Source organism: Heliomarina sp., from assembly GCF_052826185.1.
The window spans coordinates 20,513-43,694 of the sequence record NZ_JBRBUI010000008.1; the positions used below are offsets into that span (position 1 = coordinate 20,513).

25 protein-coding genes are annotated in these 23,182 nt (G+C 59.1%); 13 read left to right on the plus strand and 12 right to left on the minus strand.

Annotated features, from left to right (window positions below; translation table 11 throughout):
* Positions 1-22 precede the first annotated feature (22 nt).
* A complete protein-coding gene (gene rsmA / locus ACU0FH_RS00800) occupies positions 23-874 on the plus strand; it encodes a 16S rRNA (adenine(1518)-N(6)/adenine(1519)-N(6))-dimethyltransferase RsmA (protein WP_446192930.1) in 852 nt (283 codons plus the stop codon).
* A gap of 5 nt (positions 875-879) precedes the next feature.
* Here rsmA and ACU0FH_RS00805 read toward each other — a convergent pair whose 3' ends face one another.
* The 3 genes from ACU0FH_RS00805 to prfA all read right to left on the minus strand — a co-directional run bounded on the left by ACU0FH_RS00805 (position 880) and on the right by prfA (position 3,705).
* Positions 880-1,581 (minus strand): DUF4167 domain-containing protein, encoded by a 702-nt coding sequence (locus ACU0FH_RS00805; protein ID WP_446192931.1) that lies wholly within the window; start codon positions 1,579-1,581, stop codon positions 880-882.
* Between the two features lie 247 nt (positions 1,582-1,828).
* Entirely contained in the window at positions 1,829-2,659 is an 831-nt protein-coding gene (prmC, locus tag ACU0FH_RS00810; RefSeq protein WP_446192932.1) for a peptide chain release factor N(5)-glutamine methyltransferase, read from the minus strand.
* Positions 2,656-3,705 (minus strand): peptide chain release factor 1, encoded by a 1,050-nt coding sequence (gene prfA, locus ACU0FH_RS00815; protein WP_446192933.1) that lies wholly within the window; start codon positions 3,703-3,705, stop codon positions 2,656-2,658. Before prfA ends, prmC begins: the two co-directional genes overlap by 4 nt.
* A 62-nt stretch (positions 3,706-3,767) precedes the next feature.
* On the opposite strand from prfA, the gene ACU0FH_RS00820 reads away from it, so the two are divergent.
* On the plus strand, positions 3,768-4,055 hold the full coding sequence (locus ACU0FH_RS00820; protein WP_446192934.1) for a hypothetical protein: 288 nt from the start codon (positions 3,768-3,770) through the stop codon (positions 4,053-4,055).
* Here the strand turns inward: ACU0FH_RS00820 and ACU0FH_RS00825 are convergent.
* From ACU0FH_RS00825 to ACU0FH_RS00840, 4 genes are all read right to left on the minus strand, one after another.
* Entirely contained in the window at positions 3,993-4,409 is a 417-nt protein-coding gene (locus tag ACU0FH_RS00825; RefSeq protein WP_446192935.1) for a DUF1499 domain-containing protein, read from the minus strand. The two genes, ACU0FH_RS00820 and ACU0FH_RS00825, sit on opposite strands and share 63 nt — an antisense overlap.
* A gap of 99 nt (positions 4,410-4,508) precedes the next feature.
* A complete protein-coding gene (speB, locus tag ACU0FH_RS00830) occupies positions 4,509-5,456 on the minus strand; it encodes an agmatinase (protein ID WP_446192936.1) in 948 nt (315 codons plus the stop codon).
* On the minus strand, positions 5,453-6,415 hold the full coding sequence (gene speB / locus ACU0FH_RS00835) for an agmatinase (RefSeq protein ID WP_446192937.1): 963 nt from the start codon (positions 6,413-6,415) through the stop codon (positions 5,453-5,455). The genes speB (ACU0FH_RS00830) and speB (ACU0FH_RS00835) overlap by 4 nt, the downstream gene beginning before the upstream one ends.
* A gap of 3 nt (positions 6,416-6,418) precedes the next feature.
* Positions 6,419-7,588 (minus strand): M20 aminoacylase family protein, encoded by a 1,170-nt coding sequence (locus ACU0FH_RS00840; protein WP_446192938.1) that lies wholly within the window; start codon positions 7,586-7,588, stop codon positions 6,419-6,421.
* 63 nt (positions 7,589-7,651) lie between these two features.
* On the opposite strand from ACU0FH_RS00840, the gene mazG reads away from it, so the two are divergent.
* The 5 genes from mazG (at position 7,652) to ACU0FH_RS00865 (ending at position 11,056) form a co-directional block, all read left to right on the plus strand.
* Positions 7,652-8,491: a nucleoside triphosphate pyrophosphohydrolase gene (mazG, locus tag ACU0FH_RS00845; RefSeq protein WP_446192939.1), complete on the plus strand. Its 840-nt coding sequence runs from the start codon at positions 7,652-7,654 to the stop codon at positions 8,489-8,491.
* Positions 8,488-9,141: a sulfotransferase family 2 domain-containing protein gene (locus ACU0FH_RS00850; RefSeq protein WP_446192940.1), complete on the plus strand. Its 654-nt coding sequence runs from the start codon at positions 8,488-8,490 to the stop codon at positions 9,139-9,141. The genes mazG and ACU0FH_RS00850 overlap by 4 nt, the downstream gene beginning before the upstream one ends.
* 68 nt (positions 9,142-9,209) lie before the next feature.
* Positions 9,210-10,151, plus strand: a complete 942-nt coding sequence (locus tag ACU0FH_RS00855) for a nucleoside hydrolase (RefSeq protein WP_446192941.1) — start codon at positions 9,210-9,212, stop codon at positions 10,149-10,151.
* Positions 10,145-10,600 carry a GNAT family N-acetyltransferase gene (locus ACU0FH_RS00860; RefSeq protein WP_446193063.1) on the plus strand — a complete coding sequence of 152 codons (456 nt, stop codon included), beginning with the start codon at positions 10,145-10,147 and terminating at the stop codon, positions 10,598-10,600. The genes ACU0FH_RS00855 and ACU0FH_RS00860 overlap by 7 nt, the downstream gene beginning before the upstream one ends.
* Before the next feature lie 174 nt (positions 10,601-10,774).
* Positions 10,775-11,056: a glucose-6-phosphate isomerase gene (locus ACU0FH_RS00865; RefSeq protein ID WP_088632502.1), complete on the plus strand. Its 282-nt coding sequence runs from the start codon at positions 10,775-10,777 to the stop codon at positions 11,054-11,056.
* A 63-nt stretch (positions 11,057-11,119) separates the two neighbouring features.
* Here the strand turns inward: ACU0FH_RS00865 and eno are convergent, their stop codons facing one another.
* Together eno and ACU0FH_RS00875 are read right to left on the minus strand one after the other, a co-directional pair.
* Positions 11,120-12,397, minus strand: a complete 1,278-nt coding sequence (gene eno, locus ACU0FH_RS00870; RefSeq protein WP_446192942.1) for a phosphopyruvate hydratase — start codon at positions 12,395-12,397, stop codon at positions 11,120-11,122.
* A gap of 69 nt (positions 12,398-12,466) precedes the next feature.
* Positions 12,467-13,336: a DMT family transporter gene (locus ACU0FH_RS00875; protein ID WP_446192943.1), complete on the minus strand. Its 870-nt coding sequence runs from the start codon at positions 13,334-13,336 to the stop codon at positions 12,467-12,469.
* Positions 13,337-13,444: 108 nt separating this feature from the next.
* Here ACU0FH_RS00875 and ACU0FH_RS00880 point away from each other — a divergent pair, with 108 nt between their 5' ends.
* Entirely contained in the window at positions 13,445-14,482 is a 1,038-nt protein-coding gene (locus ACU0FH_RS00880) for an AbrB family transcriptional regulator (RefSeq protein WP_446192944.1), read from the plus strand.
* A gap of 11 nt (positions 14,483-14,493) precedes the next feature.
* Here the strand turns inward: ACU0FH_RS00880 and ACU0FH_RS00885 are convergent, their stop codons facing one another.
* Positions 14,494-14,907, minus strand: coding sequence for a Fur family transcriptional regulator (locus ACU0FH_RS00885; RefSeq protein WP_088632505.1), 414 nt, complete (start codon positions 14,905-14,907; stop codon positions 14,494-14,496).
* Between the two features lie 363 nt (positions 14,908-15,270).
* Between ACU0FH_RS00885 and ACU0FH_RS00890 the strand changes: the two genes are divergently transcribed.
* Entirely contained in the window at positions 15,271-16,569 is a 1,299-nt protein-coding gene (locus tag ACU0FH_RS00890; RefSeq protein ID WP_446192945.1) for a DEAD/DEAH box helicase, read from the plus strand.
* A gap of 182 nt (positions 16,570-16,751) precedes the next feature.
* Complete coding sequence (locus tag ACU0FH_RS00895; RefSeq protein WP_446193064.1) at positions 16,752-17,627, plus strand: DMT family transporter; 876 nt, start codon at positions 16,752-16,754, stop codon at positions 17,625-17,627.
* Here ACU0FH_RS00895 and ACU0FH_RS00900 read toward each other — a convergent pair.
* The gene (locus ACU0FH_RS00900) at positions 17,624-19,042 is read right to left on the minus strand and encodes a protein adenylyltransferase SelO (protein ID WP_446192946.1); all 1,419 of its coding nucleotides are present in this window, start codon (positions 19,040-19,042) and stop codon (positions 17,624-17,626) included. The two genes, ACU0FH_RS00895 and ACU0FH_RS00900, sit on opposite strands and share 4 nt — an antisense overlap.
* 70 nt (positions 19,043-19,112) lie before the next feature.
* Here ACU0FH_RS00900 and ACU0FH_RS00905 point away from each other — a divergent pair, with 70 nt between their 5' ends.
* Positions 19,113-19,532: a cupin domain-containing protein gene (locus ACU0FH_RS00905; protein ID WP_446193065.1), complete on the plus strand. Its 420-nt coding sequence runs from the start codon at positions 19,113-19,115 to the stop codon at positions 19,530-19,532.
* A gap of 122 nt (positions 19,533-19,654) precedes the next feature.
* Here the strand turns inward: ACU0FH_RS00905 and ACU0FH_RS00910 are convergent, their stop codons facing one another.
* Positions 19,655-20,764, minus strand: a complete 1,110-nt coding sequence (locus tag ACU0FH_RS00910; RefSeq protein ID WP_446192947.1) for an anhydro-N-acetylmuramic acid kinase — start codon at positions 20,762-20,764, stop codon at positions 19,655-19,657.
* 63 nt (positions 20,765-20,827) lie between these two features.
* Between ACU0FH_RS00910 and tyrS the strand changes: the two genes are divergently transcribed.
* On the plus strand, positions 20,828-22,081 hold the full coding sequence (tyrS, locus tag ACU0FH_RS00915) for a tyrosine--tRNA ligase (RefSeq protein WP_446192948.1): 1,254 nt from the start codon (positions 20,828-20,830) through the stop codon (positions 22,079-22,081).
* Between the two features lie 189 nt (positions 22,082-22,270).
* Positions 22,271-23,155: a GNAT family N-acetyltransferase gene (locus tag ACU0FH_RS00920; protein ID WP_446192949.1), complete on the plus strand. Its 885-nt coding sequence runs from the start codon at positions 22,271-22,273 to the stop codon at positions 23,153-23,155.
* The last annotated feature ends 27 nt before the right edge of the window (positions 23,156-23,182 follow it).

The window sequence follows — 23,182 nt, forward strand, 5'->3', positions numbered from 1 at the left end:
AACCCAAAGAAGGGGCGAGCAGATGAGCGCGATCGACGAACTCCCGCCTCTAAGAGCTGTTATTGCCGAACATCAATTGTCGGCCCGAAGGTCGCTCGGCCAGAATTTCCTGCTGGATCTGAACCTGACGGCCAAAATCGCCCGGCAGGCAGGGGATCTATCCCGATGCGATGTGCTTGAGATCGGGCCCGGCCCCGGAGGGCTGACACGTGGACTTTTGTCCGAAGGCGCGCGGCGGGTTCTTGCGGTTGAGAAGGACAGTCGTTGCATTCCTGCGCTCGCCCAGATCGCAAAGGCTTATCCGGGCAAGCTCCAGGTCATCGAGGGCGACGCGCTTGAAATCGACCCATTGGCGCATTTGACACCCCCAATCCGAATTGCGGCAAATCTTCCGTATAATATCGGGACTGAGCTGTTGGTGCGCTGGCTTACACCAAAAGAGTGGCCGCCCTTTTGGGAAAGCCTGACGCTGATGTTCCAGCGCGAGGTCGCAGAAAGGATCGTGGCGCAGCCCGGTAGCAAGGCCTACGGCCGGCTTGCTATTCTCGCCCAATGGCGGGCAGAGGCACGTATCGCCATGTCGCTGCCTCCCGGTGCCTTTACGCCGCCGCCAAAGGTCGCCAGTGCCGTCGTTCATCTGACGGCCCTGCCCGAACCGCGCTTTCCGGCGGATGCTGCGGTACTGTCCCGCGTCGTGGCGCAGGCGTTCAATCAAAGGCGCAAGATGCTGCGCGCCTCGCTCAAAGGACTATCGCCGGATATCGAAACCATACTGCGTGCGGCCGGGTTGAACCCGACCGACCGGGCGGAGCAGATTTCCTTGGAAGGTTTCTGTGCTCTCGCCTGCGAAATAGAGAAGAACAGCAGGGACTGAACGGCTTATTCAGCCGCTTCGGGCGCGTTGCCGTCCTTGGGCGCGTCTTCCAGGCCTTTGTCAGAAGCAGGCGCCTCTTTGGGTTTGGCGCTGCGCGTACGGGGCTTGCGCGGCGCAGGCGCCTCGGCTTCACCTTCTGCGGCAGGGGTATCCGCGTCGGCCGCAGGTTTGCGCGCACGCGGCTTGCGCGCCGGTTTCTTGGGTTTGCTTTCGGGCGTTTCGACCAAGCCGCTGTCTTCGTCGGAGTCCGCCGTTTCGGTAGTTTCGAGGACATCGGGCTGCGGCGTCTGAGACAGGTCATCAGAGCGAGTTTGGTTCCCCTGCTGCCCGTGGTTCTGTGCCGGTGCCTGCTTTTGCCCGTCCTGATCGCCACGATCCTGACGTTCGCGGTCCCGTTCGGCCTGACGTTCGCGGTTCTGGCGTTCCTGCTCTTCGCGGCGCTGGTCCATTTCCTTCTGGGCCGAGCTCAGCAGGCGCAGGTAGTGCTCCGCATGCTGCTGGAAATTCTCAGTTGCAACGCGGTCGTTACCCAGCTGCGCGTCACGCGCGAGTTGGTTGTACTTGTCAATAATCTGCTGCGGCGTACCACGCACCTTGCCTTCGGGCCCCGAGCTGTCGAATACCCGATTGACCACATTGCCGCCGCCGTTGGATGACCCTCGGTTGCGGTTCGATTTGGAACGCGAACGTGATTTAGAAGATCTCATGTACTTTTTGTCAGCCTTGTCTGCTTTGACGTATGATCCGTTTCACGCCTCTTGCGTTCTGTAATACGCCGGATCATCGACTTTTTGGGCTTGCGTTGCATGGGAGCCGCCATAGCATCTACCGAAGCAACAAGAATGAAAAAACACGTTCTGAGCCGCCAGACAAGTCCTTGTACGCATTTTTCGTTAGAATTGTTCCTTTTTTGACGGCGAATTGCTGCTGCCAAGGGGGAATTCCTAAGTGAATTCAGGTGCGGCGGGCAGAAACGACGCGATCGCGCCCATCCAGATCCTGTATTACGGAGATCTCATTCAACCCCGCCTGCCCGAGCATTTCCGATACGGCGGCGCCCTGCGTCGGGCCGATTTCAAGCAGGACGCGCCCCCGCGGCATCAGGTACTGACCGACGCCTCGCGCAATCTCACGATAAGCCCCCAGACCGTCGCCCCCATCGGTCAGCGCCATTTCGGGCTCGTGTTCGCGCACCCCCGCGTCAAGCGCGTCCCACTCGTCGAGCGCAATATAGGGCGGATTGGATACGATAAGATCGAACTGTCCGCGAACCGACTGAAACCAATCCGATTTCAGGATCTGCGCACGATGCGCGACCCGGTGCAGCACAGCGTTCGCGCTGGCCTGCAGGCAGGCAGCCTCGGACATATCGACACCCACCCCTTTGGCATCCGGCTGTTCGGCCAGCAGGGTCACGAGGATACAACCGGAACCGATCCCAAGATCGAGGAGGTTCCGAAACGGTTCGGCCAAGGCCGCTTCGATCAGGGTTTCGGTTTCCGGGCGCGGATCAAGCACATCACGGCTCACCTTGAAACGTCGACCGTAAAAGGCTCTCTCACCAATCAGTTGCGATACCGGCACCCGGATTGAGCGTAATGCAATCAGCTGTTCGAATCGCTCCTCGATTTCAGGGGCAAGATCTTCCGGTGCGATCAGCGTCACACGGCTCGCCTCGACCCGGGCTGCGTGCGCGAGAAGGATTCGCGCGTCACGCGCCGGATCGGGAATGCCAGCCGCCCGCAACCGGGCTGCGGCATTTGCCATCGCTTCACCGGCTGTCATGTGCTCATCTCGGCAAGGAGACGCGCCTGATCGTCGGCCGTCAGAGCGTCGATGATGTCGTCGAGATCCCCCTCCATGATCTGGTCGAGCTTGTAAAGTGTCAGGCCGATCCGGTGATCGGTCATCCGGCTCTGCGGAAAATTATAGGTTCGGATTCTTTCCGACCTGTCACCGCTGCCGACTTGTGCCGCGCGGCTGGCAGAACGCTCACTGTCCACCCGCTGACGTTCCATATCAAAAAGGCGCGTCTTGAGGACCTGCATGGCAATTTCGCGGTTACGGTGCTGTGATTTCTCCGAGCTCGTCACAACGATTCCGCTCGGCATATGTGTGATACGCACAGCCGAATCCGTGGTGTTGACGTGCTGCCCGCCCGCCCCCGAAGATCGCATCGTGTCGATCCGTATGTCATTGGGATCTATTACGATATCCACGTCTTCGGCCTCTGGCAGAACCGCTACCGTCGCAGCAGAGGTATGGATGCGACCACCGCTTTCGGTTGTCGGAACCCGCTGAACCCGGTGAACACCGCTTTCATACTTGAGACGAGCGAATACGTTTTCGCCCTTGATATGCGCAACCACCTCCTTGATACCGCCAAGCTCGGTCAGCTGCTGTTCGATGATGTCAAAGTTCCAGCCGCGTTCCTCGGCATAGCGCTGGTACATGCGCAGCAGATCACTGGCGAAAAGCGCCGCTTCGTCACCGCCGGTTCCAGGACGGATTTCAAGCATCGCAGGACGTACGTCGGCTTCGTCACGGGGTAAGAGGGCAAGTTGCAGGGCGTACTCCACCTCGGGCAACTTTTCCTGCAAATCGCCCAGCTCTTCTTCGGCCAGATCCTTCATGTCTGGGTCGCTTAGCATCGCCTTCGCGTCCTCGATCCCGTCGCGGATCTGTCGCCAATAGGAGATCTGTTCGACCACCGGTTTAAGCGATGAATACTCCTTGGCCAGTTTCGCGATATCGCCTTTTCCATCGGACATCGCCGCCTCCAGATACTGGAAACGCTGGTCAATCTGGATGAGGCGATCTTCTGGGACCATTGGCGGGGTGTCCGATATCAATTCTGTTTGGTCAAGGCCAAGGTTATGGTAACTTCGGCCACATGAAACGTATATTTCTCATCTGCATGCTCGCGGCAACGCCCGTTTCAGCCGATGTGATCGGCCCCAGCGGAAAGGTTCAGGATTGCTATTGCACCGACACCGGCGGCAATCGCATCGAACTGGGCGAGACCATCTGCCTGCATGTGGACGGTCGCATGTTCATGGCCCAATGCCAGATGTCCCTGAATGTGCCTATGTGGCGTGAGATCACCGAGGGCTGCGTTTCATCGCGTCTGCAAAGCACTCAGCCAGCCATCGACACGTTTTCGGTTCACGCCAAGGTCTGACCGTCCGAAACGCAAGCGTCCGAAAATCCTGATCTGCCCATCTGTCAACTCCACGGTCGTGTAATCCGGAAAGCCGAAAAAAGCACTGCGGGTTACATAGGTAAGATGCGCATCATCGACACTTCCGGCCAGAACCTTTGTTCTGGGCGTTTGCCGTATGACACTATCCAGCCGCGCCAGATCGGCTGGCGAACCTTCGAGCACACGTTCAACCCCACCGGCCAATTCCTTGTTTTCATTAAACTTGAGAGGCTTGTGCCATACCTTGGGGTCACTTGGCGCTAAGCGGACATAACCGTCGGCAACCACAACCACGCAAAGCAGAATCCACAAGCCTGTCAAGATCTTAACCATTACGTCCAGCCGCTTCTGTCCCCTGAGCCAGCATGCAGCGTTTGAAGGTAGTTGTCAGTGCGGCGTAACGCCCGGTTACCGCACCGACAATGAAAGCATTCAGCTCGCGGCAACGCCCGGCAGGATGCAAAGCATCTCGTAAATCAGGTTCGCTGCAGTAAGCGCCGTGTTACCCGACGTATCATAGGGTGGCGAAACCTCGACAAGATCACACCCGACAATCGACGCTCCGCGCAATGCCCGGATCAGCTGAAGCGCCTGCGGCGTGGTAAGGCCACCGATCTCTGGCGTACCGGTGCCCGGCGCGTAGGCCGGATCAAGGCTGTCGATGTCATAGGTGATGTAGACAGGCCGATCGCCGATATCCCGGCGGATCTCGGCTCCTAATTGATCAAGCGACCGTCCCCAAAGCTCATGCGCCTGAAAGATCTGAAAGCCCCACCCCTGCGCTTCGGTGAAATCGGTCGCGGCATAGCCGGTTCCACGCAGGCCGATCTGGTATACTTTGTCCGCTTGAAGAAGACCTTCCTCATAGGCGCGACGGAACACCGTGCCATGGGCCTCTTTTTCGCCGAACATCTCGTCATTCACATCCGCATGTGCATCCACATGCACCAGCGCAACAGGACCGTGTTTCTTGGCGATGGAACGCAAGATCGGCAGGGTCATCGTGTGATCGCCGCCCATCGCGACCGGGATAAGGTCATTGGAGAGCATCGCATCGTAAGTCTCTGTGATAATGCGAATAGTATCCGAAAGAGAGAACGTGTTGATGGCCAGATCGCCAATGTCTGCAATCTGCAGATGGTCAAACGGCGCAGCGCCGGTCGCCATGTTGTAGGGCCGGATCATGGCGCTTTCCGCGCGAATCTGTTTAGGCCCGAAACGGGTGCCCGAACGCCAGGAGGTTCCGATATCCATCGGAATGCCCAGCAGCGCAACATCGAGCCCGCTCAGCCCATTAGCCTGCGGCAGTCTCATGAACGTGTTCGGCCCCGAGAACCGGGCGAGATCATTTCCGCTGAGCGGTTGGTTAAATTCGGTCATTTCCGCATATTCCATCCCAGAAGTGAGAGTAGTTCGACAGCCACATGTGCGCCGGCGATGGCTGTGGCTCCTGTCGTGTCAAAGGGCGGCGAAACCTCTACCACATCGCCACCGACAATGTTGATCCCCGCCAATCCGCGCAACATCGCTGCCGCCTGCGCACTGGTCAACCCACCCCATACCGGCGTTCCGGTCCCCGGTGCATAGGCCGGATCCAACGCATCGATGTCAAACGTCAGGTAGACGGGGTGATCCTTGACCACCGCCTTGATTTGGTTAACGACCTCTTCGGCACCCATTTTGTGTACAGATGGTGCATCGATTGTGCACACGCCCAACGGATCTTCATTAAAGGTTCGGATCCCCACCTGAATCGACCGCGAAGGATCGACGATGCCGGTTTTGACCGCCTTGTAGAACATGGTACCATGATCGACACGCGACATGTCATCGTCCTGCCAGGTGTCACTGTGCGCATCGAAGTGCACCAGCGACATCGGACCGTGTTTCTCGGCCATCGCCTTGAGGATCGGGAAGGAAATATAGTGGTCTCCCCCCAAGGTGACCGGCGCCACGTTAGCCGCAAGGATCGTTCGGATATGATCCGTCAAGCGGTCGGGAAACGCAGGCACATTCGCATAGTCGAACGCGAGATCACCGTAGTCGATGATATCGAAATCGGCCATCACGTCGAAGGGCCACCCATACGGTGGGTCAAAAGCCTGCAGGGTGCTCGCCTCGCGGATGGCACGCGGCCCAAGACGTGTCCCGGGCCGGTTCGTGACGGCCTGATCGAACGGCACCCCCGTTACAGCAATATCCACGCCGGTGAGATCCTTGGTATAGCGACGACGCAGAAACGATGTGGCGCCACCAAAGGTGTTTTCAAAGCTGCCTCCGCGCAAACTCTCGCGGGTAAACGCCTGATCTACTTGGTTTTTAGCGTCTTCAAGCCCCATAACTTACCTCACGGCCGCCGGCTGGGCGCGTTCCACCAGCCGGGCAAAAAAGGATGCACCGACCGGCGCGATCTCATCGTTGAAGTTGTACTGCGGGTGGTGCAGCCCGGCGGTATGCCCCTGACCGATGAACAGGTAGGCGCCCGGTCGCTCATTCAGCATAAAAGCAAAATCTTCAGCGCCCATTTCGCGCTCCGCGTCATCCTGAACCCGGGCGTCACCAGCGACCTCACGGGCGATTTCTGCCGCAAACGCGGTCTTGGCCGGATCATTCACCGTGGCGGGATAGCCTTTCACATAGTTCAGTTCGGCATCCACACCGTAGCTTGCAGCCTGACCTGCCGTGATCATCTCCATGCGCTCGATAACCATCTCCTGAACCGATGGCCGAAAGCTGCGCACCGTGCCGTTCAGGTAGGCTGTATCCGGGATCACGTTGTCTATGGAACCTGTATGAATCTGAGTGAGCGACACAACCAGATCATCCAAAGCAAAATGGTTACGGCTCACAATACTCTGAATCGCCTGAGCGATCGATACAGCCGCCATGACCGGGTCGCGGGTGTTATGCGGCATTGCCGCATGTCCGCCTACGCCCCTGATATTGATGTGGAATGTATCAACCGCAGCCATGATCGGCCCCGGTGTTGTGCGAAAGCTGCCAGCTTCCGTTCCCGGCGCATTATGCAACGCGTATACTTGGGAAATTTCGAACCGGTCCATGATCCCTTCTTCGACCATGACATCGGCGCCGCCGCCGGTTTCCTCGGCAGGCTGGAAAATCAGCGCGACCCGACCGGAAAAGTTTCGCGTTTCAGCGAGATAGCGCGCCGCGCCCAGCAGCATGGTCGTGTGCCCGTCATGGCCACAGGCATGCATCTTGCCCGGTTTCTGACTGGCATAGTCCAGCCCGGTGGCCTCGACAATCGGCAGACCATCCATGTCTGCACGCAGACCAATCGTAGGACCGTTCCCCTGCCCGTTTATGATCGCCACGATACCAGTTTTCGCGAATCCGCGGTGAATCTCGTCCACGCCGAATTCCTTCAGTCGATCGGCGACGAAATCCGAGGTTTCGTGACATTCTTGGCCAAGCTCCGGAATCGTATGCAGGTGCTTTCGCCACTCTGACATATCCTTGGAAAACTCGGCAATTCGGTTGACAACGGGCATTCGATGCAAATCCTTGGGTAGGCACAGACGATGCTATCTGACACTGAACCAAAGGCCGCTGCAATGCCCGATGACGCCCTGATTCACGACCGCGACGCGGGGTTAGAACGGCTTCTTGAGATTATGCGGCGGCTGCGGGATCCGGAAACCGGCTGTCCTTGGGATATCGAGCAGGATTTCAGCTCGATCGCGCCATATACGATCGAAGAGGCCTATGAAGTCGCTGATGCCATCGAACGCGAATCCTGGTCTGAGCTTGAAGGCGAGTTGGGGGACCTCTTGCTGCAAACCGTATATCACGCCCAGATGGGAGAGGAGGAAAATCTCTTTTCCTTCCAATCCGTTGTGCGCAATATCTCAGACAAGATGGTCGCGCGGCATCCCCATGTTTTCGGAGACGAGTCCCGCGAGAAGTCAGCAGAACAACAGACTCGCGACTGGGAAACCCTCAAGGCCGCAGAACGCAAGGACAAGAAGCAGGCAGGCGCATTGGACGGTGTGGCGCCGAACCTTCCCGCCCTGCTTCGGGCCGTGAAACTCCAGAAACGCGCGGCACGCGTTGGATTTGACTGGCCAGAGACGGAACAGGTGTTGGACAAACTGCTGGAGGAAACCCGCGAACTGGTCGAAGCACGCGAAACGCTGGACGCTGACCATGTAGAAGAAGAATTCGGTGACCTGCTCTTCGTCATCGCCAATCTCGCCCGCCACTTCAAGATCGACCCCGAAGCCGCGCTACGCCGTACCAATGCCAAGTTCACAAGGCGATTTCAGGCAATCGAAGAACGGCTTGCCCAATCCGGCAAGCGGCCTCAGGACAGCGACCTGGCAGAAATGGACAGGCTGTGGGATGATGTGAAGGCCGAAGAAAAGCTAAAGAAAAGCGGTAAGGCCGGAACTTGATTTCTCATCATCACAAGACCCTTTTCGTTCACATTCCGAAATGTGGCGGTCAAAGCATTGAGACGGCCTTTCTCCACGATCTCGATCTGACATGGGAAACGCGGGCACCCCTTTTATTGCGGCGCAATGACGACGCGCGACTCGGCCCGCCCCTGCTCGGGCACCTCACGCTGCGCGAATACCTGCGCTACAGATACCTCACCGAAGAGCAGCTTGAGAGTTACTTCAGCTTTGCCGTCGTCCGGAACCCTTTCGCCCGGGTGATCTCGCTTTTCAACTACCTGAAATTCGCCGAGAACCTATCCGATTTCGTGCAGATCTGGCTGCGCAAACAGTTTTCTCATGCAAGCAGTTATGAGCAGGAAAATCATGGCTACAAGGGCCGCTTCCACTTTGTGCGGCCACAGCGGGATTTCGTTATCGACGCCGACGGTGACATTGCTGTGAAACTGATTCTGCCGCTCGAAGACATAACCGCCGATTTCCCGAAGGTTCGCGCGGCCACGGGGCTTTCCTCGGCGCTGCCGCATGTGAATGCCTCTCCCAAGCGCAAGGCTACGACCAAAGATCTGGATGAAGCCAGCATCGCCGCGATTCATGACCTCTACCAAGCGGATTTCGAAGCTTTCGGCTATCCGGCCAAACCATAGCCCGCTTGCGGCTGGACATTACGGACCCGGATTGACACTGTCCGGCCTCGCAAGAACCGGAGAATGTCATGCCCCCAAGAAAAATCATAATCGACACAGACCCAGGGCAGGACGATGCGGTTGCCATCCTTCTTGCCTTGTCGAGCCCGGACGAGATCGAGGTTCTCGGTCTCACGACCGTGGCGGGCAACGTGCCGCTGGACCTGACCACGCGCAACGCCCGGATCGTCTGCGAACTCGCCGGGCGGACGGATGTCGCGGTCTATGCGGGCTGCGACAGGCCGCTGGGCCGCGATCTGGTTACCGCAGAACATGTGCATGGCAAGACTGGGCTGGACGGGCCAAAGCTTCTTGAACCGACCATGGAGATCGCGCCCGAACACGCCGTCGAATTCATTATTGAAACCCTGCGGGAACAACCGGCAGGGACCGTCTCCCTGTGCCCGCTGGGGCCGCTGACAAACATCGCGACAGCGCTGCAAAAAGCCCCTGACATCGCCGCAAAAGTGCAGGAAATCGTTCTGATGGGCGGCGCCTATTTCGAGGTCGGCAACATCACCCCCACGGCTGAGTTCAACATTTACGTCGACCCCGAAGCCGCTGACGTCGTGTTTAAATCCGGTATCAAGATCACGGTCATGCCGCTTGATGTCACGCATAAGGCGTTGGTCACCAAGGAACGGAATGACGCTTTCCGGGCACTTGGGACCCCGGTCGGCGTCGCTGTTGCCGAGATGACTGATTTCTTCGAACGGTTCGATAAGGAAAAATACGGCTCGACCGGGGCCCCTCTGCATGATCCTTGCGTAACGGCATATCTCTTGAAGCCTGAACTTTTCAGCGGCCGGCACATCAATGTCGAAATCGAAACCACCTCGGAACTGACGCTCGGCATGACCGTCGCCGACTGGTGGGGTGTGACCGAGCGCAAACCGAATGCGACCTTTATTGGCGACATCGATGCGGAAGGTTTCTTTGCCCTCCTGACCGAAAGGCTGGCCCGATTGTGACCGCTATTCACCTTGCCAAGCCTGAGGATTTCGACCGGCTCGACGCCTTGGTCGCCGCCTTCCACCAAGAGGAAGGGATCGAACTATCGCCCGATCAAAGGCAGAGCGGGCTGCTTCCCTTGCTGGAGGGTATTCCGCACGGGGTAGCCTATCTGATCGGGCCAGCGCGGGCGCCCATTGGCTATATCGTTCTGACCTTCACCTGGTCGGTTGAATACGGTGGCCTCGACGGGTTCATCGACGAGATATACCTGAGGCCGGCCGTCCGTGGACGCGGGATCGCCAGTGAGGTCATGCAAACCCTGCCCGCCAAACTGGCCGAAGCCGGATTAAACACGATCCATCTCGAAGTTGATCGCGACAATGCCCGCGCGATGAAACTGTACGAACGCATCGGTTTTCGCCCCCGCGAAAGCTATGTGATCATGTCCAAGCGATTGCGCTCCTGAAGCAGTACGCTACCGCTTGATGTCAGCAAATTCTTGCTGGCAGAAGAGTTCCATCAATACTTTTCAGGAACACATGACGGGCGTTTGCGTTAATGCGTGCCGGCCAAGGATAACGCTTGGCTAAAAGGGTCTGGCAATTGCCGGGCCAAAGACAAAGGACAAGGAGTTTCCAATATGAAATCGTGGATCATTGGCGCATTGGGCGCAACATCCCTGCTGGTATCGGCCTGTGGCGACATGCAACTCACAGAAGACCAACGCACCGTTGCAGGCGTTGCTGGCGGCGCCGCCGCCGGTCTGATCGCGGCGGATGCGCTCAAAGCCGACGACGACTGGAAACTGATTGCTGCACTTGGCGGAGCCGCTGCCGGTACGGTTGTCGCTCAGAATTCTGCAGCACAAAGCTGCGCATATGCACGCGGCGACGGTACCTACTACACGGCACCCTGCTCCTAATCGAGCACAGCAATAAAAAACCCCACGGCTTTGAAACCGTGGGGTTTTTCTTTTCTTACTGCATCAGCCTTTGAGTATGCTTGCGCCAGCGTATTCCGCCGTTTCGCCAAGCGCCTCTTCGATGCGGATCAGCTGGTTGTATTTGGCAAGCCGGTCGGAGCGGGCAAGCGAACCGGTCTTGATCTGACCGCAATTTGTCGCCACCGCGAGATCGGCGATTGTTGCGTCTTCGGTTTCACCTGAACGGTGGCTCATCACGTTCGTGTAACGTGCCCGGTGCGCCATATCGACAGCCTTGAGCGTTTCCGAGAGCGTGCCGATCTGGTTCACTTTAACTAGCATTGAATTCGCACATCCCTTGGCGATACCTTCAGCCAGACGCGCCGGATTGGTCACGAAGAGATCGTCCCCGACAAGCTGAACCTTGCCACCGAGAGCGTCGGTCAGAGCTTTCCATCCATCCCAGTCATCTTCGCTCATCCCGTCTTCAATCGAGATGATCGGATAGTCGTTAACCAGTGCCTGGAGATAGGCGACGTTCTCATCCGAGCTAAGCGTTTTGCCTTCTCCAGCAAAGACGTAATTGCCGTCCTTAAAGTATTCCGTCGCCGCGCAATCGAGCGCGAGGTAGATATCCTCACCCGGCTTGTAACCTGCCTTCTCGATAGATTTCAGAATAAAATCCAGCGCCTCGCGGGTCGAGCCCAGTTCTGGTGCAAATCCGCCCTCATCGCCCAGACCGGTCGACATGCCAGCACTCGAAAGTTCCTTTTTCAAGGTGTGGAACACTTCAGAACCCATACGCACCGCATCACGGATATTTTCCGCCGCGACCGGCATGATCATGAATTCCTGGATGTCGATCGGGTTGTCCGCATGCTCACCGCCATTGATGATATTCATCATCGGCACCGGCAGCATCCGCGCCGAGGTGCCGCCGACATAGCGGAACAGCGGCTGTACGGTGAAATCTGCTGCAGCCTTGGCCGTGGCCAGCGAAACACCAAGAATAGCATTTGCGCCCAGACGGCCCTTGTTATCGGTGCCGTCCAACTCGATCATCGCGGCATCGATGCCTTCCTGTTCGGTCGCATCGAAGCCGATAAGGAGATCGGAAATCTCGCCGTTAACCGCGGCGACGGCCTCGAGCACACCCTTGCCCATGTACCGGGCCTTGTCGCCATCGCGCTTTTCGACGGCCTCGTATGCGCCGGTGGATGCGCCGGAGGGCACAGCGGCACGGCCCATCGTGCCGTCCTCAAGGATCACGTCGACCTCGACCGTGGGATTCCCGCGGCTGTCGAGGATCTCGCGCGCGTGAATGTCGATGATGGTGCTCATGGCAAATCTAACCCTGTCTGAAAAACTTTACCGCGTCTTACCGGGCGCTGGCCCGCAGGAAAAGACCCGTCACGCCCGAATGCGCAATTTGCGTTCGCGAAGAACAGTGTAGATGCCCGAAGCCACGATGATCGCCGCGCCCAAAAGCATCAGCGCGTCAGGACGTTCGCCGAACACAAAGAAACCGACGAAAAGCGCGAACAGCATTCGCGAGTAGCGAAATGGCGTCACAAAGGACACCTCGCCGATCCGCATTGCCGCCACGATCGCGTAATAAGACAGCGCCGCGAACACGATTGAACCGACGATCAGGGCCCAAAGCATCTTGTCCGGCACCACAGGCATATCTTGCGTGACAAAACCAAGTATCAGAGATGTCGGGATCAACGTCAGAAAGGCCAGAAAACTGAGCTGGTAGGTGGAAACCTGACCATGAACGCCCCTTGTCGAAATGTCCCGCAGCGCAAGACCAATCACACCGATCACGGCAAATAGCGACAGCGCGTTAAACCCTTCCATGCCCGGTCGCACAACCAGCAGGACACCGAGGAAACCAATGAAAATCGCGCTCCATCGCCGCCAACCGACGGGTTCCCGCATAAAGATTGCCGCGGCCAGCGTCACCGCAAGCGGTGTCGCCTGCAGGATCGCCGAGGCCGAAGAGATCGGGGTATAGGCAAGCGCCGTGACGAACCCGGTGGTGCCGATCAGTTCGCCGAGGCACCGCATGAACACCGGAAAAGAAAGGTATCCGCGCGTGAACAGAGACTGACCGCGCAAAAGGATCAGCATCGCGTAGATCGCCGATCCGCCCAGCCCAAGCGACAAGACGATCTGCCAGGTTGGCATCGCGCCAGCCATGAGTTTGATGAACATGTCTTCAAGCGCGAACAGGAACATGGCAACCGTCATGAGCACCGCTCCGCGCAGATTGTCCATGATGTCTACCTTCTCTGTGCCTGTTCCTGCATCGCCCTGCACGAAAGCCGGTTACCTTGCAAGCGCTTTGAATTGCAGGCCGCTATACCCGGTGGTAAAGCCCGGATCATGCAGCCAAATTCAGTTCCGCCGCCGTTACGGGTGTCTCTTTTTTCGCTGGGTATCGGCGCCATCGGGGCGGGTCTGGCATGGTCGCTCTCCATGCCCGCGCCGATCATCGTCGGGCCCGCGCTTCTTGTGAGTATTGTCGGCATTGCCGGCGTCCGCGTTCATGTCGACGACCGTATCCGCAACGTCTGTTTCGTGCTGCTTGGTGTCGGTATCGGCGCAGGTTTCGACCCCAACGCAAGCGCCGCGATTCTTCACTGGCCCTTGGCCTTTGTGACACTGGCGGTCGGGCTTTTCGCGACGATGTTGATCTCACGAATAACACTCACCCGCATATTTGGATTCGATCACCGGTCCGCTGTGCTCGCCGCCGCGCCCGGTCACCTGAGCTTCGTGATGAGCCTTGCCGAAACGACCGGCACGGATATCGGCAAAATCGCTCTCGCACAAAGCACGCGACTGCTTGCGCTGACGCTCATAGTTCCCTTCGTGGCGCAGGCTATGGGCTACCCCCTGCGCAATATCGGCGCGATGGGTGGGCCACCAATGATGCTCTGGGAACTGGCGATACTGTCAGCGGGGGGCGTGGCCGTCGGGCTAATCTTCCAAAAGCTGAAGATACCTGCCCCGCTGTTAATGGGATGCATGGCGGTCTCAGGTCTGACCCATGTTACCTCGCAGATCGACGGCGGTGTGCCGTCCTGGATCTTGACCCCGGCTTTCATGACGCTTGGCACGGTGATCGGTACACGTTTTTCCGGGATGACGCGCGCCGACGCTCAAGGCGCGCTTCTGGCCGGGGTGACGATAACGGTGATCGCGGCCATCCTGGCCGTGCTGACCGCCGTGCCGGTCGCGTACATGCTGGGTATGCCGGTCGCCCATGTGTTGGTTGCTTTCGCGCCCGGCGGGCTTGAAACCATGATCGCATTGGGCGCCGTACTAAAGGCGGATCCGGGTTTTGTCGCGGCCTGTCATATCATGCGGTTGGTCATCCTGATCGGACTGATCCCCCTGATGCTCGGGCGGCAATCTTAGGCTGATCCGGCTCAGGATTTCTTGCGACGCACCCCGTATAACTCAAGACGATGCCCTCGGAGATCATAGCCAAGTTTGGCGGCGATTTTTTCCTGCAGGGCTTCGATTTCGGGGTCGACGAATTCGATCACGTCACCGGTCTGGACATCGATAAGATGGTCGTGGTGTTCGCGTGTCGCGTCCTCGTAGCGGGCGCGGCCATCGCCAAATTCCAGACGCTCCAGAATACCGGATTCCTCGAACAGCTTGACCGTACGATAGACCGTTGCCAACGATATGCCGCTGTCGACCGCACTGGCCCGCGCATAAAGTTCCTCGACATCGGGGTGATCGCTGCTGTCCTCCAGCACCTGGGCAATCACGCGGCGCTGGCCCGTTATGCGAAGGCCCTTGGCCTCGCAACGATCGATGATTGTCTGCGTCATGGCAGTTCCCGTCTTCTGTCCTGAATTATGGTGTACCCAATGCAACGGTTTCGATCCACCGGGTTTTCTGCCTCTGCAAAGGTTGACTTTAAGGGAGCGAAGGTCCATTTGCGCTTCAACCGCCGTCTTCTGCCGCGTGAGCAGACGCATGGGCCATATGCCCCTGCTGCCCTGAATGGGCCTCTGACCAAGACAGCGATTAAACCGTGTTCCCAAAATCACGCGTGGGGCCAAAGCGCCAATCCGGCCTGTCTGCGGCATTCTGCCCGGCGGCCCGAGGAAAGGCGTCCCCAACGGCCACCTGTAGGGTGGCGAAACAGGTGCGTGTGGCGCAAGGGCGTCATCGTACCGAAAGGATATGACTTGAGCGACTTTGATATGATGGATCTGCCGGCCAAGCTGGTTGCCCGCCTTGCAGAGATGGGCATCACCGAGCCGACCCCGATCCAGAAACAGGCCATCCCCCACGCCCTGAACGGGCGCGACGTACTTGGCCTGGCCCAGACAGGTACCGGCAAGACCGCCGCCTTTGGCGTGCCCATCGTCAAACAGATGCTGGAATTCGGCAAGAAGCCGGAGAAATACACCGTACGTGGCCTTGTCCTCGCACCGACGCGCGAACTGGCTACCCAGATCGCCACCCACCTGCGCGGTCTGACCGAAAATACCCCTCTGAAAGTGGGCGTTGTGGTGGGCGGCCAGTCGATCAATGCGCAGATGAAGCGCCTTGAACGCGGCACCGACCTCTTGGTGGCGACGCCGGGCCGTCTGCTCGACCTGCTCGACCGCCGCGCTGTCGAGCTGCAGACCTGCACCTTCCTCGTTCTGGACGAAGCGGACCAGATGCTTGACCTCGGCTTTATCCATGCCCTGCGCAAGATCGCCGCGCTACTGCCCGAAGAACGTCAGACCATGCTGTTCTCGGCCACCATGCCCAAGCAGATGAATGAGCTGGCGCAGAGCTATCTGAAAAGCCCGATCCGGGTCGAAGTCACCCCCCCGGGCAAGGCCGCCGACAAGGTCACGCAAGAGGTGCATTTTATCGCCAAAGCGGAAAAGACCAACCTGCTGATCGAACTGCTCGACAAGCATCGCGAGGAACGCGCTCTCGTATTCGGGCGCACCAAGCACGGGTCGGAAAAGCTGATGAAAACACTGGAAAAACGTGGCTTTGCCGCCATGTCGATCCACGGCAACAAGAGCCAGGGTCAGCGCGACCGGGCCATCGCGGCTTTCAAATCCGGTGATGTCCGGGTTCTGGTCGCAACAGACGTTGCCGCCCGCGGTCTGGATATCCCGGACGTCAAACACGTCTACAACTACGACCTTCCCAACGTGCCGGACAACTACGTGCACCGGATCGGACGCACCGCGCGCGCGGGCAAGGACGGTGCTGCCGTTGCTTTCTGCGCACCGGATGAGATGGACGAATTGAAGGCGATCCAGAAAACCATGGGGATCAGCATCCCCGTCGCCTCGGGTCGTCCGTGGACGCCCATGGAAGCGCCGGAAAAGCCCAAGGGCAAAGGCCGTGGGCAGCGTCGTCGCAGCGGTGGCGGTGGCAATAATGGCGGCGGCAATGGCGGAGGGGGTAACGCCCCCGGCAAAAGCCAGTCGCGCCGTCGCCGTCGGCCCTCGGGCAACAACCGCGCCGCAGCCTGAACCACCGACCTTGCCGACGAAGAGACACGTCGGCAAGGTACTCTCTCTGATTAGCAAACGCCCCCTGCCAGTCAGAGTCGCCACCCCCTTGGTTCGCAACAAAAATCCCACCGCCCCCAGTGGACCCGAGCCCCAGACATTCGGCGCTTGACTTGGCTCGGGGCTACGGCTCCTTTGGCCGCATGGAAGAAAAGCGTGCCATTGACGGATTCGGGGCAGCGGCCCTGATCGGGTTCGCGACACTCCTCGCTTTCAACCAAGTCGTCATCAAAATCACTGGCGGAGGTTTTGCCCCTGCATTCCAGGCGGGGCTGCGCTCGGTCGGCGCGGCGATTGTGCTCTTGATCTGGATGAAATTGCGCGGCACCTCGCTACACATCCCGCGCTCGGCCTGGACCTGGGGTATCATCTCGGGCGGGTTATTCGCGCTTGAATTCCTCTGCTTGTTCACCGCCCTCGATCATACGACCGTTTCGCGCTCGTCGATCATCTTCTACACGATGCCGGTCTGGCTGGCCCTAGTGAGTCATTTTGCCCTTCCCGGTGAAAAGCTAAGCGGTCTTCGCATTCTTGGCATGGCCCTCGCGGTCACCGGTGTCGTTCTGGCGCTCTCCGACCGCTCCAACGGTCAGGCGTCACTCCTCGGCGATGTTCTGGCCCTTATGGCGTCCTTTATCTGGGCCAGTATACCGCTGGTCGTGCGCATGACCCCGCTGGTACATGTTCCGCCGGCCACGCAATTGCTTTTTCAGGTCGCTATATCCGCGCCGATCCTGCTGCTGGCCGCACCGTTTTACGGCGAATTCCTGCGCGATCCCCAGCCCATCCACTGGGCCGGTCTGGCATTTCAGGCGATCTGCGTCGCCAGCCTTGGCTTCCTTGTGTGGTTCTGGTTGCTCACCATCTATCGCGCCAGTGCCGTCGCCTCTTTCAGTTTCCTGTCGCCCGTTCTCGCGGTGCTCTTCGGATGGGTCATCCTTGGCGAAAGGATCGGGCCAGCCGTGTTCGTCGCACTCATCCTTGTTGCCGCAGGGATATTCCTGATTAACCGCCGTTAGGTCCCGCAGAAGGTCGCGGGAACGACCTCCTCAGGCGTTGGCACACGGCGCAGATCCGAATGATCAGGTTGATCGTCATAGGGGTTCGACAGCACCGAGTTCAGCCGGTGAAACGGCGCGTAATCGCCTTTCACAGCGGCCTCGATCATCTGCTCAACCCGGTGGTTACGGGGAATAAAGGCAGGATTGGACGCGCGCGCAAGCGCCTCGGGGTCCGGCTCACACTCCAACCGCGCTTTCCACCCGTCGGACCATTGATCGAAAGCACCCGGGTCGGTGAACTGATCGCGCGCCTTGTCAGTCCCAAGCGATCGGAAAGTATTAGTGAAATCCGCCTGCTGATGCGCCATCCGGGTCAACAGATCCGCGACCAGCGCCGCATCTTCCTCGCGAACATCGCTGATGCCCAGCTTGGCTGCAAACCGCCTCAGCCATTCCTGTCGCATCAATTCCGGCATGGCGTGGACAATTTCGGTCGCCTCTTCCACCGCCGCCTCGCGGTCCTCCATCTGCTGGATCAGGGCCGTTGCAAGCTGGGCAAGATTCCAGACCGCGATATCGGGCTGGTTCGCATAGGCATAGCGCCCCATCTGGTCGATGGAACTGAAAACGGTATTCGGATGGTACACGTCCATAAAGGCGCACGGGCCATAGTCGATGGTTTCCCCGGCGATCGACGCATTATCCGTGTTCATCACCCCATGGATGAAACCCACGGCCATCCAGGCCGGGATAAGCCGCGACTGCGCATCGCGCACCGCACGCAACAGCCCCATGGGTCCTTCCGCTTCGGGATAATGCCGGTCAATCGCATATTGCGTCAGTATCTTGAGATTCTCTGTCTCTCCGCGCGCAGCGTAAACCTGAAAGCTCCCGACACGCAGATGGCTCTTGGCAACCCGGGTCAGTACCGCGCCCGGCAGCATCCCGTCGCGCAGAACAACCTCGCCGGTTTCAACTGCCGCCAAGGCCCGTGTCGTCGGAATGCCAAGGGCGTGCATCGCTTCGGAAACCACGTATTCGCGCAGAACCGGACCAAGCCATGCCCTGCCGTCACCCATGCGACTAAACGCGGTGCGACCCGACCCCTTAAGCTGGATATCCCGTCGTATGCCATCTTCACCGACAACTTCTCCCAGCAGGATCGCGCGGCCATCGCCAAGCTGAGGGTTATACTGCCCGAATTGATGGCCGGAATATAGCTGGGCCAAAGGTTCCGCGCCGTCCGGCACCCGGTTCCCGGCAAAAATCTCCGCGAACTCCGGCAGCTCCTTTTCCGGAAGCCCAAGCACCCGCGCCAAGTCACTGTTGTACGCCACCAGCTTCGGTTCCCGCACCGGCACGGGATCCTGCCGCGCGTAGAAACCGCCTGTCAGTCGGGCGAAACTGTTGTCGAATGATATCTGCATGCTCATGCCCGCAAACATAAGTGCATCACGCAAGAATACCATAGCGCGCCGCCAAACCAGCCCCTATCCTTGCGCCATGACAGCCGACCAGATCATCACCCGCCTGAACCTCTCGCCCCATCCCGAAGGCGGACATTATCGCCAGACCTGGATCGCCGGCAATGACGGAAGGCCAACCGGTACCTGCATCTATTTCCTGCTCAAATCCGGCGAGGCTAGCCACTGGCACAAGGTGGATGCCACCGAGATCTGGCTCTATCATTCAGGTGCGCCATTGGTCCTTTCTATCGCCGAAAAGCAAACCGGCCCGGCGATCGACCACCTCCTGACCCCCGATCTGACCGAGGGCGAGCCTCAATTGATCGTGCCCGAACATCATTGGCAGGCCGCACGCAGCACCGGCGATTTCACGCTCGTCAGCTGTACGGTCAGCCCCGGCTTCGACTTTGCCGGCTTCACGCTCGCCGAACCCGGATTCGATATTCCCCGCAGCTAAACGCTGCATCCCTCTTCTTTGGGTCAAAAAAAATCCAAAGAGCGACGCGACCTGCCCGCCTAAAGGATGGTTATGTCAAGCCAATAGGGCTGTCCAATGTCTGCGCAACAGACGCCCTCGATCTATGTCCCCGAAAAAGATACGACGCCGCCCCCGACCAAAGCCCTTACCCCCGTGGTTCCGGGACATGATGTCGGCAAGCCCCTTGCGACACGCACCGCGAGATAGGCAAAAGCCTGCGCCTCAAGCATGTCGCCATCCAGACCAACCTCTTCGACAGGATCCACCAGACAATCGAGTCCGACCCGCAGCATTTCCATAAGCACCGGATTAAGCCGCCCTCCCCCCGTGACAAGGACACGCGCAGGCGGACGTGGGCAGTGTTCAAGGCCCTGAACCACGGCCGCCGCCGCCATCCCGGTCAGGGTTGCCGCAGCGTCCGAATCTCCCAGCTCGCCAACAAGCCGGATCATCTCGGCGAAGTCGTTCCGATCCAGAGATTTCGGAGGCATACGGGCGAAATACGGCTCGGCCAGGAAGAGTTCCAAAGCGCCCTCTTCGACGTCTCCTCCGCGGGCGATCTCGCCATCCCGATCCATCTCTAGCCCAAGCCGCGCCTGAAGCAGGTCGTTGACAGGCGCATTCGCAGGCCCGGTATCAAAGGCCAAAAGCGCCCCGACCTCTTCGGGCCGGTCGAAACCCGGATCGACGTAGGTGAGATTTCCGACCCCACCAAGGTTCAGGAAACACAAGGGCTCCTTTGCGCCGATCCACTTGGCACAGGCAAAATGAAAAAACGGCGCAAGCGGTGCGCCCTCGCCGCCCATCCGTACATCATCGCTGCGAAAATCCCAGACAACGGGTCGTTTCAGCGCCGCCGCAAGACCGGCGCCGTCCCCCACCTGCAAGGTTCCCCGTCCGCGCGGCTCATGGGCAAGCGTCTGGCCATGAAACCCGACGATGTCCACGTCCTTAAAACCACTCAGCAATTCGTAATGCGCGACATCAACCACGTCACCGGCAAGCTCCACTGGCTCACCGGTCCAGACACCCAGCCCGGCCCGCAAAATCCTGCGTTCATCGTTTGAGTAACCGCGATAGCCATGCTCTCCGAAGCCGGTGATCAGATGCCCGTCTGTCTCTACGACTGCCGCATCCACACCGTCTAGCGATGTACCGCTCATCGCCCCCAGCGCCCGAAGAACGCCGCCCTGCCGAATGGCCGAATTCATGGCCTTTTCCTTCACTGCCCAGCCCCCTATACACTCACCCTGAATTGAAACCGGAGGCAAGACATGACCTACCACCCCAAATCGGATTTCATCGCCATAATGATGGAACGCGGCTATCTCGCCGACTGCACCGATTATCAGGGTCTCGACGAGGCTTTGATGGTGCCCGGTCAGCCTGCCTATATCGGTTATGACGCGACTGCCAAGTCGCTGCATGTCGGCCATCTGCTCAACATCATGATGCTGCGCTGGTTCCAGAAAACCGGGCACAAGCCGATCACCCTGATGGGAGGCGGCACCACCAAGGTGGGCGACCCGTCGTTCCGTTCGGACGAACGCCCGCTTCTCACGCCAGATGCGATCGACGACAACATCGCCAGCATGAAGAGTGTTTTTGCCAAGTACCTGAGCTATGGCGAAGGCTCGTCAGATGCCATCATGCTCAACAACGCCGAATGGCTCGACGATCTGAACTATCTCGAATTCCTGCGCGATATCGGTCGCCATTTCTCGGTGAACCGGATGTTGTCTTTCGAGTCGGTGAAATCGCGGCTGGATCGCGAACAGTCGCTGTCCTTCCTCGAATTCAACTACATGATCCTGCAAGCTTATGACTTTCTTGAGCTCAACCGCCGCTATGGCTGCATCCTGCAGATGGGCGGTTCCGACCAGTGGGGTAACATCGTGAACGGGATCGACCTCACCCGCCGGGTGCTCGATCACGAAATCTATGGACTGACGTCACCGCTCCTGACCACATCGGACGGGCGCAAGATGGGCAAGAGCCAGGGTGGAGCAATGTGGCTGAATGCCGATATGCTCAGCCCCTACGAGTTCTGGCAATTTTGGCGCAATACAACCGATGCGGACGTCGGGCGCTTCCTCAAGCTCTACACCGAAATGCCGGTGGATGAGTGCGAAAGACTGGGGGCGCTGGCCGGATCCGAAATCAACGAGGCAAAGATCATCCTTGCGGATCAGGTCACGACCCTTTGCCACGGGGCCGAGGCAGCGCAGACCGCTCAGGCCACCGCCCGCGAAGTCTTTGAAAAAGGCGGCGTAGGCGATGATCTTCCGACGCTTGGCCTGACCCGCGCGGAAATCGGTGATGGTATCTCCATCGTGCAGGTGATCGTACGCTCCGGTCTCGCCAAGTCGGGCAAGGAAGCCAAGCGGCTGATCGCCGAGAACGGCGCCCGTCTGGACGATGCTCCGTTGACGGATGCCGGGATGATGCTCGACGCGGGTGCCCTCGCCTCGCCCGTCAAGATCAGCGCCGGACGTAAACGCCATGCGCTGGTGCAACTCAACGACTAGAGCAGCCAGTCGATAGCGGTCAGGATCAGAAAGACCGGTATCGACAGTCCAATCGCCAAGAGCAAAGCCCCGGCCCGTGTTGGGCGAGCCGGGGCCGCAATTTTGGCGCTGGGGGTGCGCCGCAAGGTGTCTCTCTGCGTCATACGACCATTAACGCGCCTTTAGGTTAATGGCGCGTAAATAGCAGGCATGTTCGATTCTTCTGACCGTGCGCTACCTCAGCCGCTTCAACAGCATGCCAACTTTGCCAGAACGCTTCGCGCAATCGGGCAAAACCACCTCTTTTTCGAAAGCAATACGCCCCTGTTGATGCTGCGTCGCCGCTTCTCCATAGGATTCGCGGTCAACCTGTTGTCACGCGTCGACCTGAGGTCGCGTGACCTCTCGCAGTTCCGCAACAGCAAAGGGGTTCGCCGGTCGCTCATGCTGATCACGCCCGACCATCCCTCTCCGGAACTTGAAGATATGGGTGCCGTGCCGATTCTCACGCCTGCCAGCGTCGCCGAATGGCATTTGGACCAGGATCTGCTTGGCGTCATGCACCAGAAATGGCGCAATCGTTTGCGCCATGCCGAGGCGCATGGGTTGCGGGTTACCCGCCAGATCATGCCGCAATCCAGTGATCACTGGCTCTTGCAGGCTGATCTTGCCCAGCGGCAGGCACGCGGCTATCGAAGCTGGCCCATCGCGCTCACGCTTGCCTACTGTCGCGCCAATCCCGGCGCTGGTAAGCTTTTCACCGCGCATGAAGGCAAGGTTCCTGTCGCCGGAATACTGGTGCTGTGCCACGGTACGGCCGCAACCTACCACATCGGCTATACGACCCCGAGGGGGAAATCCTTGTCGGCCCATAACCTTTTGCTGCACAACGCCGCTAAATGGCTGAAATCAAAAGGGTATGAAAGATTCGACCTAGGGCTGATCGATTCCGTTCACGCCCCCGGACTTGCCCGTTTCAAGCTTGAATGCGGCGCCAGATGCCGCCGACTTGGCGGCACATGGGCATGGTTTCCGCCGCTTGGCACTGCCCTGCGTCCTCTCGCGCGGCTCGACCGGCAGAGCTTTCTCACCTGACCTCGCCTCTCTGGACACCTGCGCGTG

What these genes read in the sequence shown, in the direction of transcription:
- speB (WP_446192937.1), bottom strand. Translation starts at nt 6,415, where the DNA reads ATGGGGCTTGAAGACGCTAAAAACCAAGTAGATCAGGCGTTTACCCGC.
- ACU0FH_RS00855 (WP_446192941.1), top strand. Translation starts at nt 9,210, where the DNA reads ATGCCCCCAAGAAAAATCATAATCGACACAGACCCAGGGCAGGACGAT.
- ACU0FH_RS00910 (WP_446192947.1), bottom strand. Translation starts at nt 20,764, where the DNA reads ATGAATTCGGCCATTCGGCAGGGCGGCGTTCTTCGGGCGCTGGGGGCG.
- eno (WP_446192942.1), bottom strand. Translation starts at nt 12,397, where the DNA reads ATGAGCACCATCATCGACATTCACGCGCGCGAGATCCTCGACAGCCGC.
- tyrS (WP_446192948.1), top strand. Translation starts at nt 20,828, where the DNA reads ATGACCTACCACCCCAAATCGGATTTCATCGCCATAATGATGGAACGC.
- ACU0FH_RS00905 (WP_446193065.1), top strand. Translation starts at nt 19,113, where the DNA reads ATGACAGCCGACCAGATCATCACCCGCCTGAACCTCTCGCCCCATCCC.
- ACU0FH_RS00840 (WP_446192938.1), bottom strand. Translation starts at nt 7,588, where the DNA reads ATGCCCGTTGTCAACCGAATTGCCGAGTTTTCCAAGGATATGTCAGAG.
- prmC (WP_446192932.1), bottom strand. Translation starts at nt 2,659, where the DNA reads ATGACAGCCGGTGAAGCGATGGCAAATGCCGCAGCCCGGTTGCGGGCG.
- ACU0FH_RS00825 (WP_446192935.1), bottom strand. Translation starts at nt 4,409, where the DNA reads ATGGTTAAGATCTTGACAGGCTTGTGGATTCTGCTTTGCGTGGTTGTG.
- ACU0FH_RS00920 (WP_446192949.1), top strand. Translation starts at nt 22,271, where the DNA reads ATGTTCGATTCTTCTGACCGTGCGCTACCTCAGCCGCTTCAACAGCAT.
- ACU0FH_RS00865 (WP_088632502.1), top strand. Translation starts at nt 10,775, where the DNA reads ATGAAATCGTGGATCATTGGCGCATTGGGCGCAACATCCCTGCTGGTA.
- ACU0FH_RS00880 (WP_446192944.1), top strand. Translation starts at nt 13,445, where the DNA reads ATGCAGCCAAATTCAGTTCCGCCGCCGTTACGGGTGTCTCTTTTTTCG.
- ACU0FH_RS00875 (WP_446192943.1), bottom strand. Translation starts at nt 13,336, where the DNA reads ATGGACAATCTGCGCGGAGCGGTGCTCATGACGGTTGCCATGTTCCTG.
- ACU0FH_RS00895 (WP_446193064.1), top strand. Translation starts at nt 16,752, where the DNA reads ATGGAAGAAAAGCGTGCCATTGACGGATTCGGGGCAGCGGCCCTGATC.
- rsmA (WP_446192930.1), top strand. Translation starts at nt 23, where the DNA reads ATGAGCGCGATCGACGAACTCCCGCCTCTAAGAGCTGTTATTGCCGAA.
- mazG (WP_446192939.1), top strand. Translation starts at nt 7,652, where the DNA reads ATGCCCGATGACGCCCTGATTCACGACCGCGACGCGGGGTTAGAACGG.
- ACU0FH_RS00805 (WP_446192931.1), bottom strand. Translation starts at nt 1,581, where the DNA reads ATGAGATCTTCTAAATCACGTTCGCGTTCCAAATCGAACCGCAACCGA.
- ACU0FH_RS00900 (WP_446192946.1), bottom strand. Translation starts at nt 19,042, where the DNA reads ATGAGCATGCAGATATCATTCGACAACAGTTTCGCCCGACTGACAGGC.
- ACU0FH_RS00820 (WP_446192934.1), top strand. Translation starts at nt 3,768, where the DNA reads ATGAAACGTATATTTCTCATCTGCATGCTCGCGGCAACGCCCGTTTCA.
- speB (WP_446192936.1), bottom strand. Translation starts at nt 5,456, where the DNA reads ATGACCGAATTTAACCAACCGCTCAGCGGAAATGATCTCGCCCGGTTC.
- prfA (WP_446192933.1), bottom strand. Translation starts at nt 3,705, where the DNA reads ATGGTCCCAGAAGATCGCCTCATCCAGATTGACCAGCGTTTCCAGTAT.
- ACU0FH_RS00885 (WP_088632505.1), bottom strand. Translation starts at nt 14,907, where the DNA reads ATGACGCAGACAATCATCGATCGTTGCGAGGCCAAGGGCCTTCGCATA.